General features: G+C 68.8%; 12 protein-coding genes. 9 read left to right on the top strand and 3 right to left on the bottom strand.

Going from position 1 to position 15,377, the window contains the following annotated elements; translation table 11 throughout:
* Window positions 1-67: 67 nt before the first annotated feature.
* The 7 genes from JAV51_RS07665 (at window position 68) to JAV51_RS07695 (ending at window position 9,690) form a co-directional block, all read left to right on the top strand.
* Complete coding sequence (locus tag JAV51_RS07665; RefSeq protein ID WP_197319956.1) at window positions 68-841, top strand: class I SAM-dependent methyltransferase; 774 nt, start codon at window positions 68-70, stop codon at window positions 839-841.
* 337 nt (window positions 842-1,178) lie between these two features.
* Window positions 1,179-1,571 carry a hypothetical protein gene (locus tag JAV51_RS07670; RefSeq protein ID WP_307845768.1) on the top strand — a complete coding sequence of 131 codons (393 nt, stop codon included), beginning with the start codon at window positions 1,179-1,181 and terminating at the stop codon, window positions 1,569-1,571.
* Window positions 1,571-2,971: a hypothetical protein gene (locus JAV51_RS07675; protein WP_231641577.1), complete on the top strand. Its 1,401-nt coding sequence runs from the start codon at window positions 1,571-1,573 to the stop codon at window positions 2,969-2,971. The genes JAV51_RS07670 and JAV51_RS07675 overlap by 1 nt, the downstream gene beginning before the upstream one ends.
* Entirely contained in the window at window positions 2,968-4,308 is a 1,341-nt protein-coding gene (locus JAV51_RS07680; protein ID WP_307845769.1) for a VWA domain-containing protein, read from the top strand. The genes JAV51_RS07675 and JAV51_RS07680 overlap by 4 nt, the downstream gene beginning before the upstream one ends.
* An 18-nt stretch (window positions 4,309-4,326) precedes the next feature.
* A complete protein-coding gene (locus tag JAV51_RS07685) occupies window positions 4,327-5,439 on the top strand; it encodes an AAA family ATPase (RefSeq protein ID WP_197319959.1) in 1,113 nt (370 codons plus the stop codon).
* Window positions 5,436-8,189: a DUF5682 family protein gene (locus JAV51_RS07690; protein WP_197319960.1), complete on the top strand. Its 2,754-nt coding sequence runs from the start codon at window positions 5,436-5,438 to the stop codon at window positions 8,187-8,189. The genes JAV51_RS07685 and JAV51_RS07690 overlap by 4 nt, the downstream gene beginning before the upstream one ends.
* A 208-nt stretch (window positions 8,190-8,397) precedes the next feature.
* Entirely contained in the window at window positions 8,398-9,690 is a 1,293-nt protein-coding gene (locus tag JAV51_RS07695; RefSeq protein ID WP_307845770.1) for a hypothetical protein, read from the top strand.
* A 255-nt stretch (window positions 9,691-9,945) separates the two neighbouring features.
* On the opposite strand, the gene JAV51_RS07700 is transcribed toward JAV51_RS07695, so the two are convergent.
* From JAV51_RS07700 to JAV51_RS07710, 3 genes are all read right to left on the bottom strand, one after another.
* Window positions 9,946-10,158 carry a hypothetical protein gene (locus JAV51_RS07700; protein ID WP_197319961.1) on the bottom strand — a complete coding sequence of 71 codons (213 nt, stop codon included), beginning with the start codon at window positions 10,156-10,158 and terminating at the stop codon, window positions 9,946-9,948.
* A gap of 44 nt (window positions 10,159-10,202) precedes the next feature.
* Complete coding sequence (locus JAV51_RS07705) at window positions 10,203-12,494, bottom strand: ATP-binding protein (protein ID WP_197319962.1); 2,292 nt, start codon at window positions 12,492-12,494, stop codon at window positions 10,203-10,205.
* Window positions 12,495-12,609: 115 nt separating this feature from the next.
* Entirely contained in the window at window positions 12,610-13,320 is a 711-nt protein-coding gene (locus JAV51_RS07710) for a Crp/Fnr family transcriptional regulator (protein WP_197319963.1), read from the bottom strand.
* A 109-nt stretch (window positions 13,321-13,429) separates the two neighbouring features.
* Between JAV51_RS07710 and JAV51_RS07715 the strand changes: the two genes are divergently transcribed.
* Both JAV51_RS07715 and JAV51_RS07720 read left to right on the top strand, forming a co-directional pair.
* On the top strand, window positions 13,430-14,146 hold the full coding sequence (locus tag JAV51_RS07715; protein ID WP_197319964.1) for a hypothetical protein: 717 nt from the start codon (window positions 13,430-13,432) through the stop codon (window positions 14,144-14,146).
* 116 nt (window positions 14,147-14,262) lie between these two features.
* The gene (locus JAV51_RS07720; protein ID WP_197319965.1) at window positions 14,263-15,336 is read left to right on the top strand and encodes a beta family protein; all 1,074 of its coding nucleotides are present in this window, start codon (window positions 14,263-14,265) and stop codon (window positions 15,334-15,336) included.
* Window positions 15,337-15,377: the final 41 nt, after the last annotated feature.

Genomic DNA, 15,377 nt, shown 5'->3' on the forward strand with positions numbered 1-15,377 from the left:
GTCGGGCGACGTCGTGCCCGGAGAAATCGGATGAGCGCGGCGGGACGCGAGCGTAACGTCGTTGCGCATGACAGGTGGTGGATATCCGGAGGACGACCCGGCGGACGGCTTGTTCCCTGAGAGTGTCGCCGCAGGTTACGACGATCCCGGCGGGATGAACGCACCCGAGGTGGTGACTCCTGCCGTCGACCTCCTCGAGGAGCTGGCCGACGGACCCGTGCTGGAGTTCGCCGTCGGGACCGGACGTATCGCGGCGCCATTGGCTGCTCGCGGTGTGCCCGTGAGTGGCATCGAGCTCAGCCGGGCCATGGCCGCACGCATCGCGGACAAGCCGGGTGGTGACACGATCGCGGTCACGATCGGCGACATGACCACGACTCGGGTGTCGGGCACGTTCTCCCTGGTGTACCTGGTGTACAACACGATCAGCAATGTGACCACACAGGACGGTCAGGTCGACGTCTTCCGGAACGCGGCCGCACATCTGCGCCCTGGCGGATACTTCGTCGTCGAAGTGGGTGTGCCCGAGCTGCGGCGCCTCCCACCCGGGCAGGACACGGTCCCCTTCGCGGTCTCACCCGACACCGACAAGGGCGGCTACGTGGGGTTCGACCAGTACGACGTCGCCACGCAGCAGTTCAGCTCGAACCACGTCACCGTGTCACGGGATGGGACGGGGGTGTTCCGGCGTTTCCCCTTCCGATACGTGTGGCCGTCGGAGCTGGACCTCATGGCGCGTATCGCCGGGATGACGCTGAAGCACCGCTGGGCCGACTGGGACCGCTCGGAGTTCACGGCCGAGAGCACCAAGCACGTCTCGGTCTGGCAGAAGACCGCCTGACCTTCCAAGTACCGCATCGACGTGGCGGCGCGTGCCCGTCACGTCGGTGCGGATGATCGCCGATTCGCGGCGAGCCCTGTTGTCCGCGCTCGATCGCGCCCTGAGGCGGACCGGATCTCACATCAGAACGTCGAAGCGACCCGAAACTGTCGGTGGCAACAACTAGTCTCCTGTGGAGCGTCGCCGGAGAGCGCGGCGAGTGATGCAAGACAAGGGAGTCGGTTCGTTGTCCGAGTGGGAAAGGTCCAGTACGGCGCGGGTGTTACCACCCGCTCAGCCTCGCAAGCTCGCGAAGGTACCGTTCGTCGAGCTGCACGACGGGCGGATCCAAGGTGTCGTGTCCAGCGGGTCGGACCTGGGGCGTGTGTACGTCTCCTACGTGGAGGCGGGAAGTCTGGCGTACTCCTGCCGGACCAACAACAACCGACCGTGCGGCGGGGCGCTCGGCACCTACTGCAAGCACATCCTGACCATGCTCAAGGAAGCGGTGCTGCAGTACGGCAGCGAGCGAGTCGGCCAGTACCTCGGGCTCGACCCCGCCGAGGAGGTCACCGAAACGGCGTTCGTTCGAGCACTGAATTCCGGTGACTGTCTGGCGCTGGCCGAAAACGCGGTGTCGGCCTCAGTGTTCAGCCGGTTCCTGCGCCAGTTGGCCTATCTGGAGCTGCCTGTCACCACGACGCCCTCCCCGGAGCTGCACTGGTTCCCGCCCACCAGGGCGGTGGCGTGATGCGTGCCGACGTGCTCACCGACGAGGTGGCCGGGCTCGACGACGCGATCGCGGTGCTCGACGCCTGTGATCGCACGCTCGTGGACGGGCTGCTGCATCCCCACCCCGCGCAGGTCGCGGCGTTGACCGAACTGGCGAACGGAGTCGCCGGCACACCGCTGGCCGACCGGGTCGCCGAGGCCGTGGAGAAGATGTCGACAGGCGGCGCGGGCGAGGACCACTTCGTCGTGCTCGCCGCTGCGCGCACCGCGCTGCTCGGCTCGGTCCACGACGCGCTGCTGGCCCAGCTCGACGAGGCCACGGGACGGACGCGACCGCAGGATTTTCCGGTGGCTTCGGGAGCGGAGCACGAGCCGAACCTCCTCGCCGCGGCCCGCTCCTGGCTATCGGACCTGGCTCGCGCGGGTTGGCAGGGACTCGACCACGAGTTGGTGTCCGACGTGGAACACGTCGTGTCCTCAATGCTGCCCGACCCCGCTTTGCGCCGACTCGCCGTGCTGCTCGACGGTTTCGCCGCGGAACTCGCCGCGTGTTGTCCGGGCAGTCGCTTCGATCGCTTCCCCCTGCGCCGCTGGGCCGACCTGTGGTCGCGGGCGATGGTGTTGACCCTCTCCGGCGCCACCGACGTGCCCGCGGCGGAACCGGTCTCCGGGCGCGTGCTGCCTCTCGGCGTGGACGTGCACGAGCACACCACGGCTGTGCAGGCGCAGGTGCACGCCGTGTTCGAACCCGCGGACGGGGGCCCGCCGCGGCTCGTCCGAGCCAGTGCGTCGGCTCCGAAACCCGACACCGTCGTCGGCGCGGGTCTCTGGCAGCTTCTCCGGCCCCACTTGTCGCTGCTGGCGGCCGTCAGTGAAGGCCGGGCGATGGACGTCGAGGACATGCCGCTCACCGCCGAAGGCGATCTGCTCTGGAGCGACGAGCACGCCCGCCTCGGTGAGGTCGCCGAGGCGTTCACCACCGCGCGCGTGCTGCTGCCCACCGCGATCGGGTCGGCCACCGCACCTCTGAACCGGCACCCGGCGACCATCGCCGAGCCGGTCTTTCTGGAGCACTACACGGTCGACAACGACGACGACCAGGAGTCGCTGACGTTCACCGTCGCCGGAGCCCGGATCGCCGTGGACGCCGACCGCGCTCCGGTCGCCGGGCCGCTCACCGCCGAGGCGGTCGCCACGTCGAGCGCGTGTCTCGGGCTGCTTCGCTGGGACGACGGACGGTTCGTGCTGCAACCGCTCGCGGTGGAGACGAATCACGGGAAACGGAAGAAGCCGGTCGCCGTCCACGCGGGAGCATGGGCTGGAGGCACCACCGACAAGAACGGCCTCAAGGTCGAGAAAGCCGCCACCGCCGCCGAGAAGGCGTTGCGCGAACGCGCGGGGAGGTTGTTGCGCTCGTGACCTCCCACGAGAATCGCCGCCAGGTGCTGTACTGGCGGCTGTTGGCCCGGCTCTTCGATCCCGAGGAACGCGTGTCGCTGGAGTCGGCGAGCGTCGCGGTCGTCGAGGACGTCGACCTGCCGAGCGCGCTGCTGGACCCCACCGTGTCCGTCGACACCGTGGTGCAACGGCACCCCGAGCTGGCCGAGAAGTTCGACCGGCTCATGGTGCTGGACGCGGACGAGGAGCGCGACGGGGCCGCCGAGGTGTCCCGGGCCGCGCTGGTGTCGAAGCTGCTGCTGAACGTGTTCGCCGATCAGCCCGGCGCGGTGACGGCCGAGCGACTCGCCCGGTGGCAGGCCGACGTCGGGTGGCTCGAACGCGCGCTGGGGTGCGCGCCGGGCAGCCTGCGTGGTCGTCGAGCAGGGCAGCGGCCCGACTCGGGCGCAGCAGGTGTGGACCTCGACGCCCTGGGTTCGGAGCTGGCGGACTTCGAAGCGGAGCTGGTCGACCGGATGCAGTTGCGCGAGGTCCTCGCCGACTCCACGCTCGCCGCGCGACTGACCCCGAGCATGTCGTTGATCGAGCAGTTGCTCCGGGACAAGAGCAATCTCTCCGGTGTCGCACTGGCCAACGCCAAGGCACTGATCCGGCGCTTCGTCGACGAGGTCGCCGAGGTGCTGCGCACGGAGGTGGAGAAAGCCTCGGTGGGCACGGTGGACCGTTCCGTTCCGCCGAAGCGCGTGTTCCGCAACCTCGACGTCGACCGCACCATCTGGAAGAACCTCGTCAACTGGAACCCCGACGAGCAACGCCTGTACGTCGACCGGCTCTACTACCATCGGACGGCGCGGCTACGGACGCCACAGCGGTTGATCGCGGTCGTGGACCAGTCGGGGTCCATGGTCGACTCGATGGTCAACTGCGCGATCCTCGCCTCGATCTTCGCCGGACTGCCGAAGGTCGACGTGCACCTCATCGCCTACGACACGAAGGCACTCGACCTGACACCGTGGGTGCAGGACCCCTTCGAGACGCTGCTGCGAACCCAACTCGGCGGCGGAACCGACGGCATGGTGGCGATGGAGTTGCTCCGCCCGAAGATCGCCGAACCACGCAACACGGTCGTCGTGTGGATCTCGGACTTCTACGAGATGCAGGTCGACACCCTCTTCGACGCCATGACGTCGATCCACCGGTCCGGCGCGAAGTTCATTCCGGTCGGCTCCGTGAGCAGCGGGAGCCGTGGCGCCGTCAATCCGTGGTTCCGGCAACGCTTCAAGGACCTCGGCATCCCGGTGATCTCCGGTCACATCACCAAGCTCGTCCACGAACTCAAGGCGTTCCTCACCGCCTGACACAGAAAGGCTTTCCTCATGTCCGACCTGTTGCGCGCTCCCGCCGAGATCAAGTACGCGGAGGAACTCGACTGGCTGGAGTCGATCGACGACAACCCCAAGCCGTTCGCCTGGCGGCTGTCACCGAAGATGGTCCGCCTGTTCATCCTGGGCCCCGACCGGGCGGACGGCGTGGACAGGCAGATCCCGCAGAAGTGGTTCGGCGATCGCAGCATCGTCGAGCGGGCCATCGTCACCCTGGCCTCCGACCGTGGTCTCCTGCTGATCGGTGACCCCGGGACCGGGAAGAGCTGGCTCGCCGAGCTGCTCTCCGCCGCGATCTCCCGCAACTCCACACTCGTGGTGCAGGGCACGGCGGGCACCACCGAGGACCAGATCAAGTACTCCTGGAACGTCTCGATGGTCATCGCGAAGGGACAGTCGCGGGAGTCGATGATCCCGTCGCCGATCATGACGGCGATGGAGCAGGGCTCGATCGGCCGGTTCGAGGAGCTGACGCGCGCCACGAGCGACGTGCAGGACGCGCTGATCTCGATCCTGTCGGAGAAGTACGTCTCCGTGCCCGAGCTGGACCACGACAACATCGTCTTCGCCAAGCCCGGCTTCTCCGTCATCGCGACCGCCAACAGCCGAGACCGCGGGGTGAACGACCTGTCGTCGGCGTTGAAGCGGCGGTTCAACTTCGTGCGCATCCCGGTGGTGTCGAACAAGAAGAGCGAGACGGAGATCATCCGGTTCCGCACCGAGGAGCTGCTGCGGCGCCACCAGATCGAGCTGGACGTGCCGCCGACGCTGCTCGACGTGCTGCTGCGAAGCTTCGCCGACCTGCGGGCCTCGGCGGCAGCGGCGAGCAGCGACGACGAGAAGCTGGAGTCCTCACTGTCCACAGCGGAGCAGATCGGGGTGCTGGAGGACGCCATCCTGCACAGCAACTTCTTCGGCGACCGCGCCCTGACCGCCCGGACCCTCGCCTCCTCGCTGGTCGGCTCGCTCGCCCGGCGCGAACCCGAGGACCTCGCCATCCTCAACAAGTACCTGCACGGCGTCGTCGAGCCGCGCAGCAAGGACGAGGGCGGGGAATGGCCGGAGTTCCTGGAAGGCGGCCGCGACACGATCGCCACCCTGTCATGAGCACGTTCGACGCGCTGCGCGCGCAACTACGAGACGCCGCCGTCACGTTCGCGGACGGGCCGGACGCCTTGGACGAGATCCTGCTGGGCATGGTCGACGATGTCGACCGCGCGATGCGGGAACGGCTGGAGATCTTCCCGGTCTGTCACCACTCCCCGGCCTCGGCCCTCGCAATGGCACGACGGCTGCGTGAGAAGCAGCCGAGGGTGATCTACCTGGAGCTGTGCGAGGACATGGCGCCGCTGCTGACAGAACTGCGCAACTGCCGGCTTCCGGTGGCGGTGCAGGCGTTCGCGAGCGAGGTCGACGGCTTCCCACCCGACTGGGCACCGCTGTCGGTGGTGGCTCCGATCACCGAGGCGTCGGCCGAGTACCAGGCCATCGCCTACGCGCTGGACACTCCCGGCGTCGAGCTGGTTCTGGTCGACCGGTCGGCCGACCATGTCTTCCAGTGGGAGGAGCTCAGGCTCCAGCGCTCGGACGACCAGTCGGGTGAGCGGCAGGAGGAGGCCGCGTTGCACGGCGACGCGGTCGGCGTCGAGCTCGGCGACCTGCGGCCTCGCTTCGTCGAGTTGGAGGAGCACCTGCTCCGTCACGGGAAGGTGCGGCACTGGTCGGAGTGGTGGCACCAGTACGTCGAGGGGCCGCTCGGCGACAGCGACCACGACACGTACCGGCAGGTGATGTTCCTCATCGGCAGCTTGTTCCGGCGGCTGGCTCCGGGCGACCCCCTTCGGGTCCGGATCGACGAGGACCGGGAGCGGTACATGTGGACGCGGATTCGCGAACACCTCGCCGCCGGTGAGACCGCCCCGGAGGACTGCCTGTACGTGTGCGGGGCGTTCCACGCCGCCAGCCAGGTCGCGGAGTTCGGGCTCGACGGCACCGACACGTTCGAGATCAGCCCCCGCAGCGGCAGCACGTGGCAGTACGGACTGATTCCCTCCAGCCATGCGGCGATCGAGGCGCAGTTCGGACTGGCTCCCGGATCGGTGTCCATCGCCGCGACGGAATGGGAGAAGAACCTCAAACGCACACGGACCACGGCCTTCCAACTCACTGGTCAGGTCGGCGGAAAGCGTCGGAGGAAGCCTCCGGCACTCCCCGATCCCGCGCCACCGACGACACCGGCGGACCAACTGACTGGGTTCCTGCAACGCCCGCCCGTGCTCGACACGCTCGACGAGGCCGAGCTGTTGAGCTGGTCGGTGAACGTCGTGCACGCCGCCCGCCGCAACGGCTACCTCGCCTCGACCGCCGACGCCATCGCCGTGTTCGAGACGTCGATCATGCTCGCGGGCATGCGGGACCGAGCCAAACCCACCCCGTACGACTTCCAGGACGCGGCTATCACCTGCATCGAGAAGGACGTCGTGCCGGGACGTCGGGACGTGCGCCGCATCGTGGAGACCATGCTGGGCGGCGACCGGATCGGCCAGGTCGGGTACGACGCGCTACCACCCCTCGCCCGGGACGTGCACGACCGCCTCGCCCCGCTGAACCTCGCACTGCAACGACGCGGCGTGCAGCGGGCGCTGCTCGACATCGCGTCGAACCCGGAGTTGGAGACGTGCTCGGATCTGCTGTGGATGCTGCGGTACCTACTCCCGCAGGGTGCGGCACGGCCGATCATGGGACAACGACAGCTCGGGGAACGTCCGATCCAGGAGTCCTGGGACCTCGCGTTGGGCACCCACCAGCGCGCGCTCATCGAACTGGGCTACGAGGGCGTCAGCGTCGAACAGGTGCTGGAGCAGCGGCTGCGACGCAGCGCGTACGACTCGCGGGCGACGGCGGCGTCCGTGCTCGCGACCGTCGAGGACGCACTGCTGTACCTGCGCAGCGGCCGCCTCGCCGCCGAGCTGGGCACCCGGGCGTTGGAGGTGCTGGCGGCCGAACGCAGTGCCGACGGCGCTCCGGAGGTGCTGCGGCGAACGCGACGGCTGCTGGCCTTCTACCGGACCAGCGAACCGACACTGCCGTCGTGGATCGAGCAGTTCGTCAAGGTCGGCTACGCGCACTACTGCACCCTGCTGCCCACGGCGTTCACCGACGAGCACACGAGCGTGCGGCAGGTGGCGGCGATGCTGGGCTTCCTGTTCGACATGGAGAGCCTGGCACTGTCGTTGGGCTGCGACCGGACGCAGCTTGAGCTGGCCGTGTCACAGTCGCACCCGGAGGACCCGGCCGCAGTCGCGTTGTCGTGGGCCGCCAAGGTGCAGCTGGGGCAGCTCAGCCGGGCCGAGCTGCGCGCGCGATGCGACAAACTGCTGGGCAACCCGCTGGTGCTGCCCGCGTATCCGCAATACCTCAGCGGTTTCGTGCAGGCACTGGAGCCCGTGCCCAGCCTGGTCAGGTTCGTGGTGGAGGCCGTCTCCCACGCTTTCGCCCGGCTCCCCGACCACGTGCTGCTGCCGTGGCTGCCGACGCTGATCACCACGGTGAAGGCAGGGGGCGCCGAGCTGGCTCCGCTGCTGACCCGTGAGGCGGACCGCATCTTCCCGGGTCGGCTCGCGGACCTCGACGCGTGGGTGCCTCCGTGGTCGGACGACGCGCCCGCGCCCGCCCCAGCTCCCGCACGTCGTCGCCAGGGGGTGGCGCTGCTGTCGCGTCATCCGGCGACCTGCGACGCGCTCGCCGGTCTCCTCGGCTGTGACGGCACGTGGGACGACGGTGACGCAGCCGGGCTCGACCTCCTCGATCGGCATCCAGCCACGGCAACGGCTCTGACGGAGTTGTTGAGCCGCTGACGTTTCGCGGCGACCGCCGAAACGACCACCGGCGGTCGCCGCACCACGACCGAATACTTGCCGCCCAGTCGTCCGGCGTGGAACGACCGTTCTTAGCATTCGGTGCACAAGTTCTTGATATCGGTTCGGAAATCCCCTTCACGGTCGGATGTCCCGCTTATCGTGCGAATGACAGCGCAATCCTGCGCGACCCGAAGGGACGAATTCCGTGAGAAAACGTCGTGTCGTCGCCGCACTCACCGGAGCGGTGACCCTGATGACCTCGCTGGCCGTGGCGACGAGTCCCGCCGCTGCCGCCGTGGAAGCGACACCACCGTCACTGTCGGACTTCACTCTCGTTCGCACCAACACGAATCTGCAGTCGATCGTCGACGATCTCGACGCCGAACTGCCGAAACTCGGTGTCCAGAACATTCTGAAGCAAGCCAATCGTGACGACGCACCGAAAGGCTCCGACTGCACGTCGCCGGCGCTCGACACCATGACCCGGTCGGTGAAACGTAAATTCTGCTTCAACGCCGGAGATCGGGACACCGAGAAATGGATGCCGCAGGGGGTGACCACGGTCGCCGACGCCCAGGACGACCAGTACTGGGGCGAAAAGCAGGCCATTCTGGTGAGCTGGTACAGCAAGGAGTCGAACCCGGCCAAGGGGGTTCGGGTGTCGTTCCTCGACCCCGACACCGGGAACTATCAGCACGTGCTGCTCGTGTACCCGTACGTCAACTCGTACGGCAACGCGTCGTACGAAGCCGTGACCACACCGCAGGCGGGTGACGGCACGAGCGTGCACGCCGGAGGCATCGTCTGGTACGGCAACTACCTCTACGTCGTCGACACCAAACGCGGCATCCGGGTGTTCGACATGCGCTACATCTTCGACATCAAGTCGGCGTCCAACGGTGACGTCACCGACTCCGCACAGGTCGGCAGGCAGAGCGGCACCTACTACAGCTACGGCTACCGCTACGTGATGCCGCAGGTGGCCGGGTGGTCGAACCCGGACGGCGTGGCCAGTTTCCCGTCGGGCCACAAGTGCAAGACCTCCGGCCCGCAGAAGTTCTCGTACGTGGCGCTCGACCGCAGCACGGAGCCGGACACGTTGATCACGGGTGAGTACTGCGCGAAGCAGGACGACCCGGACACCTACGGTCGCGTGGCGCGGTGGCCGCTCGACGGCAGCACCGGGATGCCGAAGACGAGCGGCGGCGTCTGGCAGGCCACTCACGCCTATCGACTCCCCCAGCCGCGCGTGCAGGGGGCGGTGGCCACGTCCGGTCGCTGGTACCTGCACAGCACGGGTAACGGCGCGACCGGCCCGGGATATCTGCGTGCGGCCGAGGCCGGTTCCGGGTCGACGGGTGTCCTGAACTCGGTCACCAACAACCTGGAGGTCGCCATCGGCGTCGAGGATCTGTCCTACTGGCCCGGCAAGGACGAGCTCTGGACCGTCACCGAACACCCCGGTAAGCGCATCGTCTACGCGACCGGCCGTCCCTGACGCTTGTCGCCCGCCAAGCGAGGGCGGCACCGGGCACGTGATCGTTGACCGTCCGCAGTGATTCTGCTGTGGACAGTGAGTACACCTGGACGACACCGGCCGTGGTGGGTCGTGAGGAGATCATGAGCCCACCACGGCCGGTGTTGCCGCTGGAGAACCGCACCTGCTGGTATGGCCGGGTTGCCCGACGCGGGCAGAGCACCATGCTCCGCGACACACGTGACGTGGGCACCGCCCGAACCCGCCCGCTGACAGTCACTTCTCCGGCTCGCGGGTGTGGACGTGCATGTCACCGTTGGTGACCGCGAACAGTGTGCCCTGGTCGTGCACCGAGTTCCGCTGCTCGGACGGTTGCGCGCCGTCGTCCGAGGGCCGGGTCTCGACGACGTTGCCGTGTCCCGCGACGACCGGTCCCGTGGCATCACCGCCGATACTGACGGAGTACCGATCGCCCTCCTGTGCCGACATGGTCGCCCACCTCTCTCCCCACATCCGTGCCGGACTCACGCGTGTCACTGGACCCTCGTCAACGTGAACGTCCCGCAGGTGTAGCAGTCGAGTTCCTCGCCCTCCAGCCCCGTCTGACCGTCCGGCATCGTCTGCACGAGCTGAGCGGTCCGACCGTCCGCGTCCACTGTGATCGTCACGGATACGACGCCGATGATCTGGCAGTCGTCGGCGTCGATATCGATCAACGGTGCTTCTCCCGTGGCCTGGGTGTCGTCACCGTAGAGTTCGACCTCCCCGTACCCGCACATCGATGGCGTGGTGTACACGCCGGGAGTCGACTCCACGATGACCGTCCGCCCTCCGTACGGGTCCTCCCAGATGCCCGCGATTCCGGTCGCGGAAGGCTCCGCCTCGCCGCTGTCGTCCTGACTCACGACGACAGCCACCACGACCGCGCCGATGACGGCGAGCCCGATGAGCAACGCGCTGAACAGGACGGTTGCGTTCGTCATCAGCCCCACGAGCCCGCCCGCCTTCACGGCCCCTGTCACCCCGGCCGTGACCGACTCCGTCGAGGTCACCGCTGCGGCCGGGTGGGCGCCGACGGTCGACGCGCCGCTGCTCTGCACCGTCGCGCCCGTGACCTCGCCGGGCTCACCGGGCCACTCGGTGCTCTCCGCGCCGACGTGGTCGGGCCGGGGAACGCCGTCCCCCACGCCACCGTCGCCCAGGGCGCTGTCCCCGACGGCACCGTGGGCCACGGCACCGTCGCCCGGTTCCGGCCGCACGACCCAGTCGTGGTCGAGCTCGGCCATGTGCCGACCGACGTCGTACGAGCCTGGGTCGGCCTGTGACTCCGGACCGCTCGGTGGGGGCGGTGAGGGTGGCAGCACCTGCTGGGCCTCGGACGCGGCGAGTGAACGGCCTTCCTCGCCGAGGTGGTTCCACAGCACGATCGCCTCGGCCAGTAGAGCGGCCGCAGCGACCCGGCGGCCGACCACCAGGCAACGAATGCCTTCCTCGTGGGTGAAGAACGCTTCCGCGGTCCGGTCACCGGCACGGCGCGCCGCAGTCCAGCCCCGAGCGAGGATCCGCCCCCAGGCCCCGAACCGTAAGGACTCCGCCAGTTTCGGCGACACCGCCCGCCCGAGCGCGACGGCGAGGTCCGGGCGCCCCGCCTCCGTGGCGTGTGCCGCCACGAGCTCCAGCACGCGAGCATGGTCGGCGATCCGGGCGGACGTGGTGTTCGGATCGCGCGCCCAGTCGACGAAGTACCGGCAGATCCGCTCGACGGGAACGTCCGTGTGATGCCGCATCGCGGACGCCACGTCCGGGGTGCACCGATAGCCGTGGTCGGTCGACTGCACCAGTCCCAGCTCGCCGAGCCGCTCGCAGAGCGCCACCGGGTCCTCCACCTCGGCGAGAGCACCGACGTGCTCGGCGGCGAGTCCGCAGTCCTCGAACAGCGCGAGCAGCGCCACCACGTGCGCCGCCGTCGCGTCGAGCTGCTCGATCAGCCGAGGCACCAGCTCCTCCACGAGCCCCGGGGCGGGAAGCTCCGGGTGGTGCCCGGACTTCGCCAGTGCCGCCGCGCGCAGCAGCAACAACGGATTGCCCTCCGCCGCGCGCCACAGCTCCCGTGCTGTCGATGTCTCACCACCGGTCAACGGCCGGTTCAACGTGCGCGCCAGGAGTTGGACGGCCGCGAACTCGCTCAGCCCGGGCACGTGATGGACGGCGCCCTCACCGAGCAGTGAGTCGGCTCGCCCGGCAAGCACGAACGTGGCGTCCGGGACGACGTCCGCGAGCTGCCGGAACTGCTCGACCGTCAGCTCCGCGTCGTCGAGGTACACCGTGATGCGCAGGCCCGTGAGCAGTCGGCGCAGCTCCAGCCACGACGGCGCGTACCCGTGGGTGTCGTAGCAGGCCTCGAAGATCTCCTGCGCGAGGTCGAGAACCGGGCGGTGGGCAGCGGTCAGGAACACCACGCCGTCCAGTCCGCCACCGACGGTGCAGGCCACGTGGCGCAGCAGCGTGCTCTTCCCGATCCCGGCGGGCCCGCACAGCTGCACCGGACCACCGGCCGCGATCGCGCCGGCCACGTCCGCCCCGAGCTCGTCACGCCCGAGCGGCTCGGGTGCTCGTCGCGGCAACACCGAGATCGACTCGCGCCGCACCGGCACCGGCCGCTCGTGCTCCGCACGGACCGTGACCGTCGACCCGTGTCGGGCATCGATGACGAGGTTGTGGTGTCCCGCGACCACCGTTCCGCGGGCGTCGTGGCCGATGTCGACGTGATAGCTCGCCGCACCAGCCTCCTGCTCCGGTGCCGCGTCGTCGTTGTCACGGCTCATCGTCGTCCCTCGATCCGCCGTCGTTCCCCTGGTCGGAGCACGCTAACAACGTTGCGGCCGCCAGAACCCGCCGAACGATGGTTTCGCCCCGATTGGCCCCCTGCCGTGGAACAGCTCAGAAGGCCGCGTCGCGCAACGCGGCAAGGTCGGTCACCGTGACGCTGCGATATCCGGTCGCGATGACGCCGCTCTCACGCAGCCGCCGCAGCGACTTGTGGACGGTGGACTCGGCGGCGTCGCAGAGACTCGCCAACTCCGGTTGCGTGAGAGGCAGCGGAATCACCGCTCCGCGACCGTTCCGTTCGCCGTAGGACAGCGCGACCTGCCACAGCACCCGCGCCACGCGGGTATCGACGCCGCATCCGGTGAGGCTGATCCGACGCTCGTTGGCCATGCGGAGTTTGCCCACCACGGCGCGGTTGACCGCGTGGGCCAGATCCGGGTCGTCGCGCAAGCACCCCAGGAACTCCGCACACGAGAAGAGCTGCGCGGTCACCGGCCCACACGTCACCACCGTCGCCGATCGCGGCCGCGAGTCGAGGGCGGCGAGTTCCCCGATGAGGTCCCCGCCGAGGCGAATGGCCAGAAGCGTGTCGCGCCCGTTGCCGGTCGCCCCGAGCACCTTGACCACACCGTCGAGCAGAAACAAGGCGAACGTCGAGTCCTCGCCCTCTCGGATCAGCACTTTGCCCGCCGGATACCGCACGCGCGTTCCCGCCGCCAGCAACGCGTGCCGCTTCGCCTGGGATAGACCGCCCAGCAGACTCGTCGGTGGCCAGGTGCGGTCGTTCTTCGCGGGTCCCCGGGTGTTCGCCTGCGCCACCACCCGCTCACCTCCTCGACGGGAATTCACTCCGACAGCCGAGCTGTTCGTCGGACGATCGTGGCATGGTGGTGCGACACCCGGGAGTGTTGCCGCCTCCGAGGAGGTTCCGATGCCCGAGCTGGAGTACCGCACGCTGGTGGCGGTCGACATCGAGCGTTCCGCCGGGCGCGGCAACGTGCCGCTGCACCGGATTCGCGCGGTGCTGCGCGCCGCGGTGACGACGGCTCTCGACCGGGCGGGAATCGACTGGAACGCCTGTCTCGTCGAGGACTTCGGGGACGGGCTCCGGCTCGTCGCTCCCACCGGGACGCCGAAGCACCGGTTGCTGCATCCCTTCGTACACGAGCTCGCCGTGCACCTCGTTGCCCACAACCGCGACGCCGGACCGCGCACCACCGTGCGGGTCCGCATGGCCTTGCACGCCGGCGAGGTGGTCGTCGGGGCGACCGGGCCCGCGACCGGAGCACCGTTGGAGGTACTGGCGCGCATGCTCGACGCAGCCCCGCTCAAGGCGGCCCTGACCGACGCCCCGTCCTCGGTGTCCACCGCCCTGTTGCTGTCCCCGCACGTCTACGACGACACCGTGCGGCACGGCTATCCCGGGATCGACCCGAACAGTTTCCGCCGCATCGCGTTCACGACGAAGGAACACTCCGGCCAAGGATGGCTCCACCTCGCGCCCTCGGTCTCCTTCCTTCCCTCGCCCGAACCGCACCCGGAGCGCCCGTCGGCGCCGAGCGGATCGACGATGATCAACACAGTGTCCGGACACGGCGTCTCCTACGCCGTGCAGAACGGCGAGCAGCACATCCACCACCGGGACTGAGCGGCGTCACAGGAGCACCCGTTCAGCCGCTGGCCGAGGACCGTCTCGCCTGGGAATCTCGCTGAAGAGACCACGAGGGAGCCAGGTCGAACAGCGACTCCTCGGGAGGTTCGCGCATGCCGGAGGCCAGGACACCCCTGCTCGCGGTGAAGAGCCGGGAAGGCGAAGCGGAAGCATTGCTCCAGACCTCCGAGGCGACCCGAATTCGCGTCCTCGTGGAGCTGCTGCCACACCTGACGTCCAGCACCCGCGCCCTGCGCCCCCTCATCACGTTCTGCACGAGGGCCGCGCTGTCCGGCAATCCGGCATGGGTCGATGTGAGTCGCCTGCCCCGGACCACCGCGCTGGGTGCCTCTCCTCGGGCGGTGCTCGAACACTTCGACGACGAGATCGGCGGGTTTCTCGACGTGCTGCCCCTCGTCCCGGTGATTCCCTTGACTTCCAGCGACGAGGACCTTCGTGCGCTGCGCCTCTTCCTCGAACACCGGGAGCGCCCGGTGGTGATTCGCGCGCACCGCGTCGCGGACGCGTCGACCGAGGTGGCGCGGAGGCTCGAAGAGATCGCTCAGGCGCTGGCGCTCGACGTCAGCAGACTCCACCTCGTCCTCGACGAGGAATACGTGTCCGACGTGGATCCTCACCGCGTCGCCACCCTGATCAGCCTCGTCACCGGACTGGCCGAACGAGTGGACCACGCCTCCGTGACGGTGCTGGCGGGCTCGACACCGGCACACCGTGGCACCTATCGGACCCACAAGCGTCCGCGTTCCGAGCTGTCGCTGTGGAAGGCGCTGCGCGACGCGTGCGGTGAGCACGTGCAGTACGGCGACTACGGCGTGGTGCACCCGGCCTTTCCCGGCGAGACCAAGCGCGGACCCGCCCGCCCCAATCCCTATCTTCACTACACCGTGCCGGGCGAATCGTTGTTCATCGCCCGGCAGATTCCCGAGCGCACTCCGACCTCAGTCCCGCCGGGTGCGCTGCAGGAGTACTTCCTCGACGTCGCCGACGAGCTCGTCGACCACCCCGACTTCGCCGGCGCCGACTTCTCGTGGGGTGATCGACGCCTGTACCTCTGTCGCACGAAGCGGAACGTGCCCATGGCCAGCACGCCGAAATGGATCGCCGCGGCGACCTCCCATCACATCGCGCACCTCACCAAGAGCGGCGAGGTTCCCGCGCGGCTCTGACCGTCACCGCAGACCTGAGCGCCTAGCATCGAATCGCACGG

Origin of the sequence: Saccharomonospora sp. NB11, from assembly GCF_015910535.1 — a bacterium.
Classification (GTDB): Bacteria; Actinomycetota; Actinomycetes; order Mycobacteriales; family Pseudonocardiaceae; genus Saccharomonospora.

What these genes read in the sequence shown, in the direction of transcription:
- JAV51_RS07665 (WP_197319956.1), top strand. Translation starts at nt 68, where the DNA reads ATGACAGGTGGTGGATATCCGGAGGACGACCCGGCGGACGGCTTGTTC.
- JAV51_RS07675 (WP_231641577.1), top strand. Translation starts at nt 1,571, where the DNA reads ATGCGTGCCGACGTGCTCACCGACGAGGTGGCCGGGCTCGACGACGCG.
- JAV51_RS07685 (WP_197319959.1), top strand. Translation starts at nt 4,327, where the DNA reads ATGTCCGACCTGTTGCGCGCTCCCGCCGAGATCAAGTACGCGGAGGAA.
- JAV51_RS07690 (WP_197319960.1), top strand. Translation starts at nt 5,436, where the DNA reads ATGAGCACGTTCGACGCGCTGCGCGCGCAACTACGAGACGCCGCCGTC.
- JAV51_RS07700 (WP_197319961.1), bottom strand. Translation starts at nt 10,158, where the DNA reads ATGTCGGCACAGGAGGGCGATCGGTACTCCGTCAGTATCGGCGGTGAT.
- JAV51_RS07705 (WP_197319962.1), bottom strand. Translation starts at nt 12,494, where the DNA reads ATGAGCCGTGACAACGACGACGCGGCACCGGAGCAGGAGGCTGGTGCG.
- JAV51_RS07715 (WP_197319964.1), top strand. Translation starts at nt 13,430, where the DNA reads ATGCCCGAGCTGGAGTACCGCACGCTGGTGGCGGTCGACATCGAGCGT.
- JAV51_RS07720 (WP_197319965.1), top strand. Translation starts at nt 14,263, where the DNA reads ATGCCGGAGGCCAGGACACCCCTGCTCGCGGTGAAGAGCCGGGAAGGC.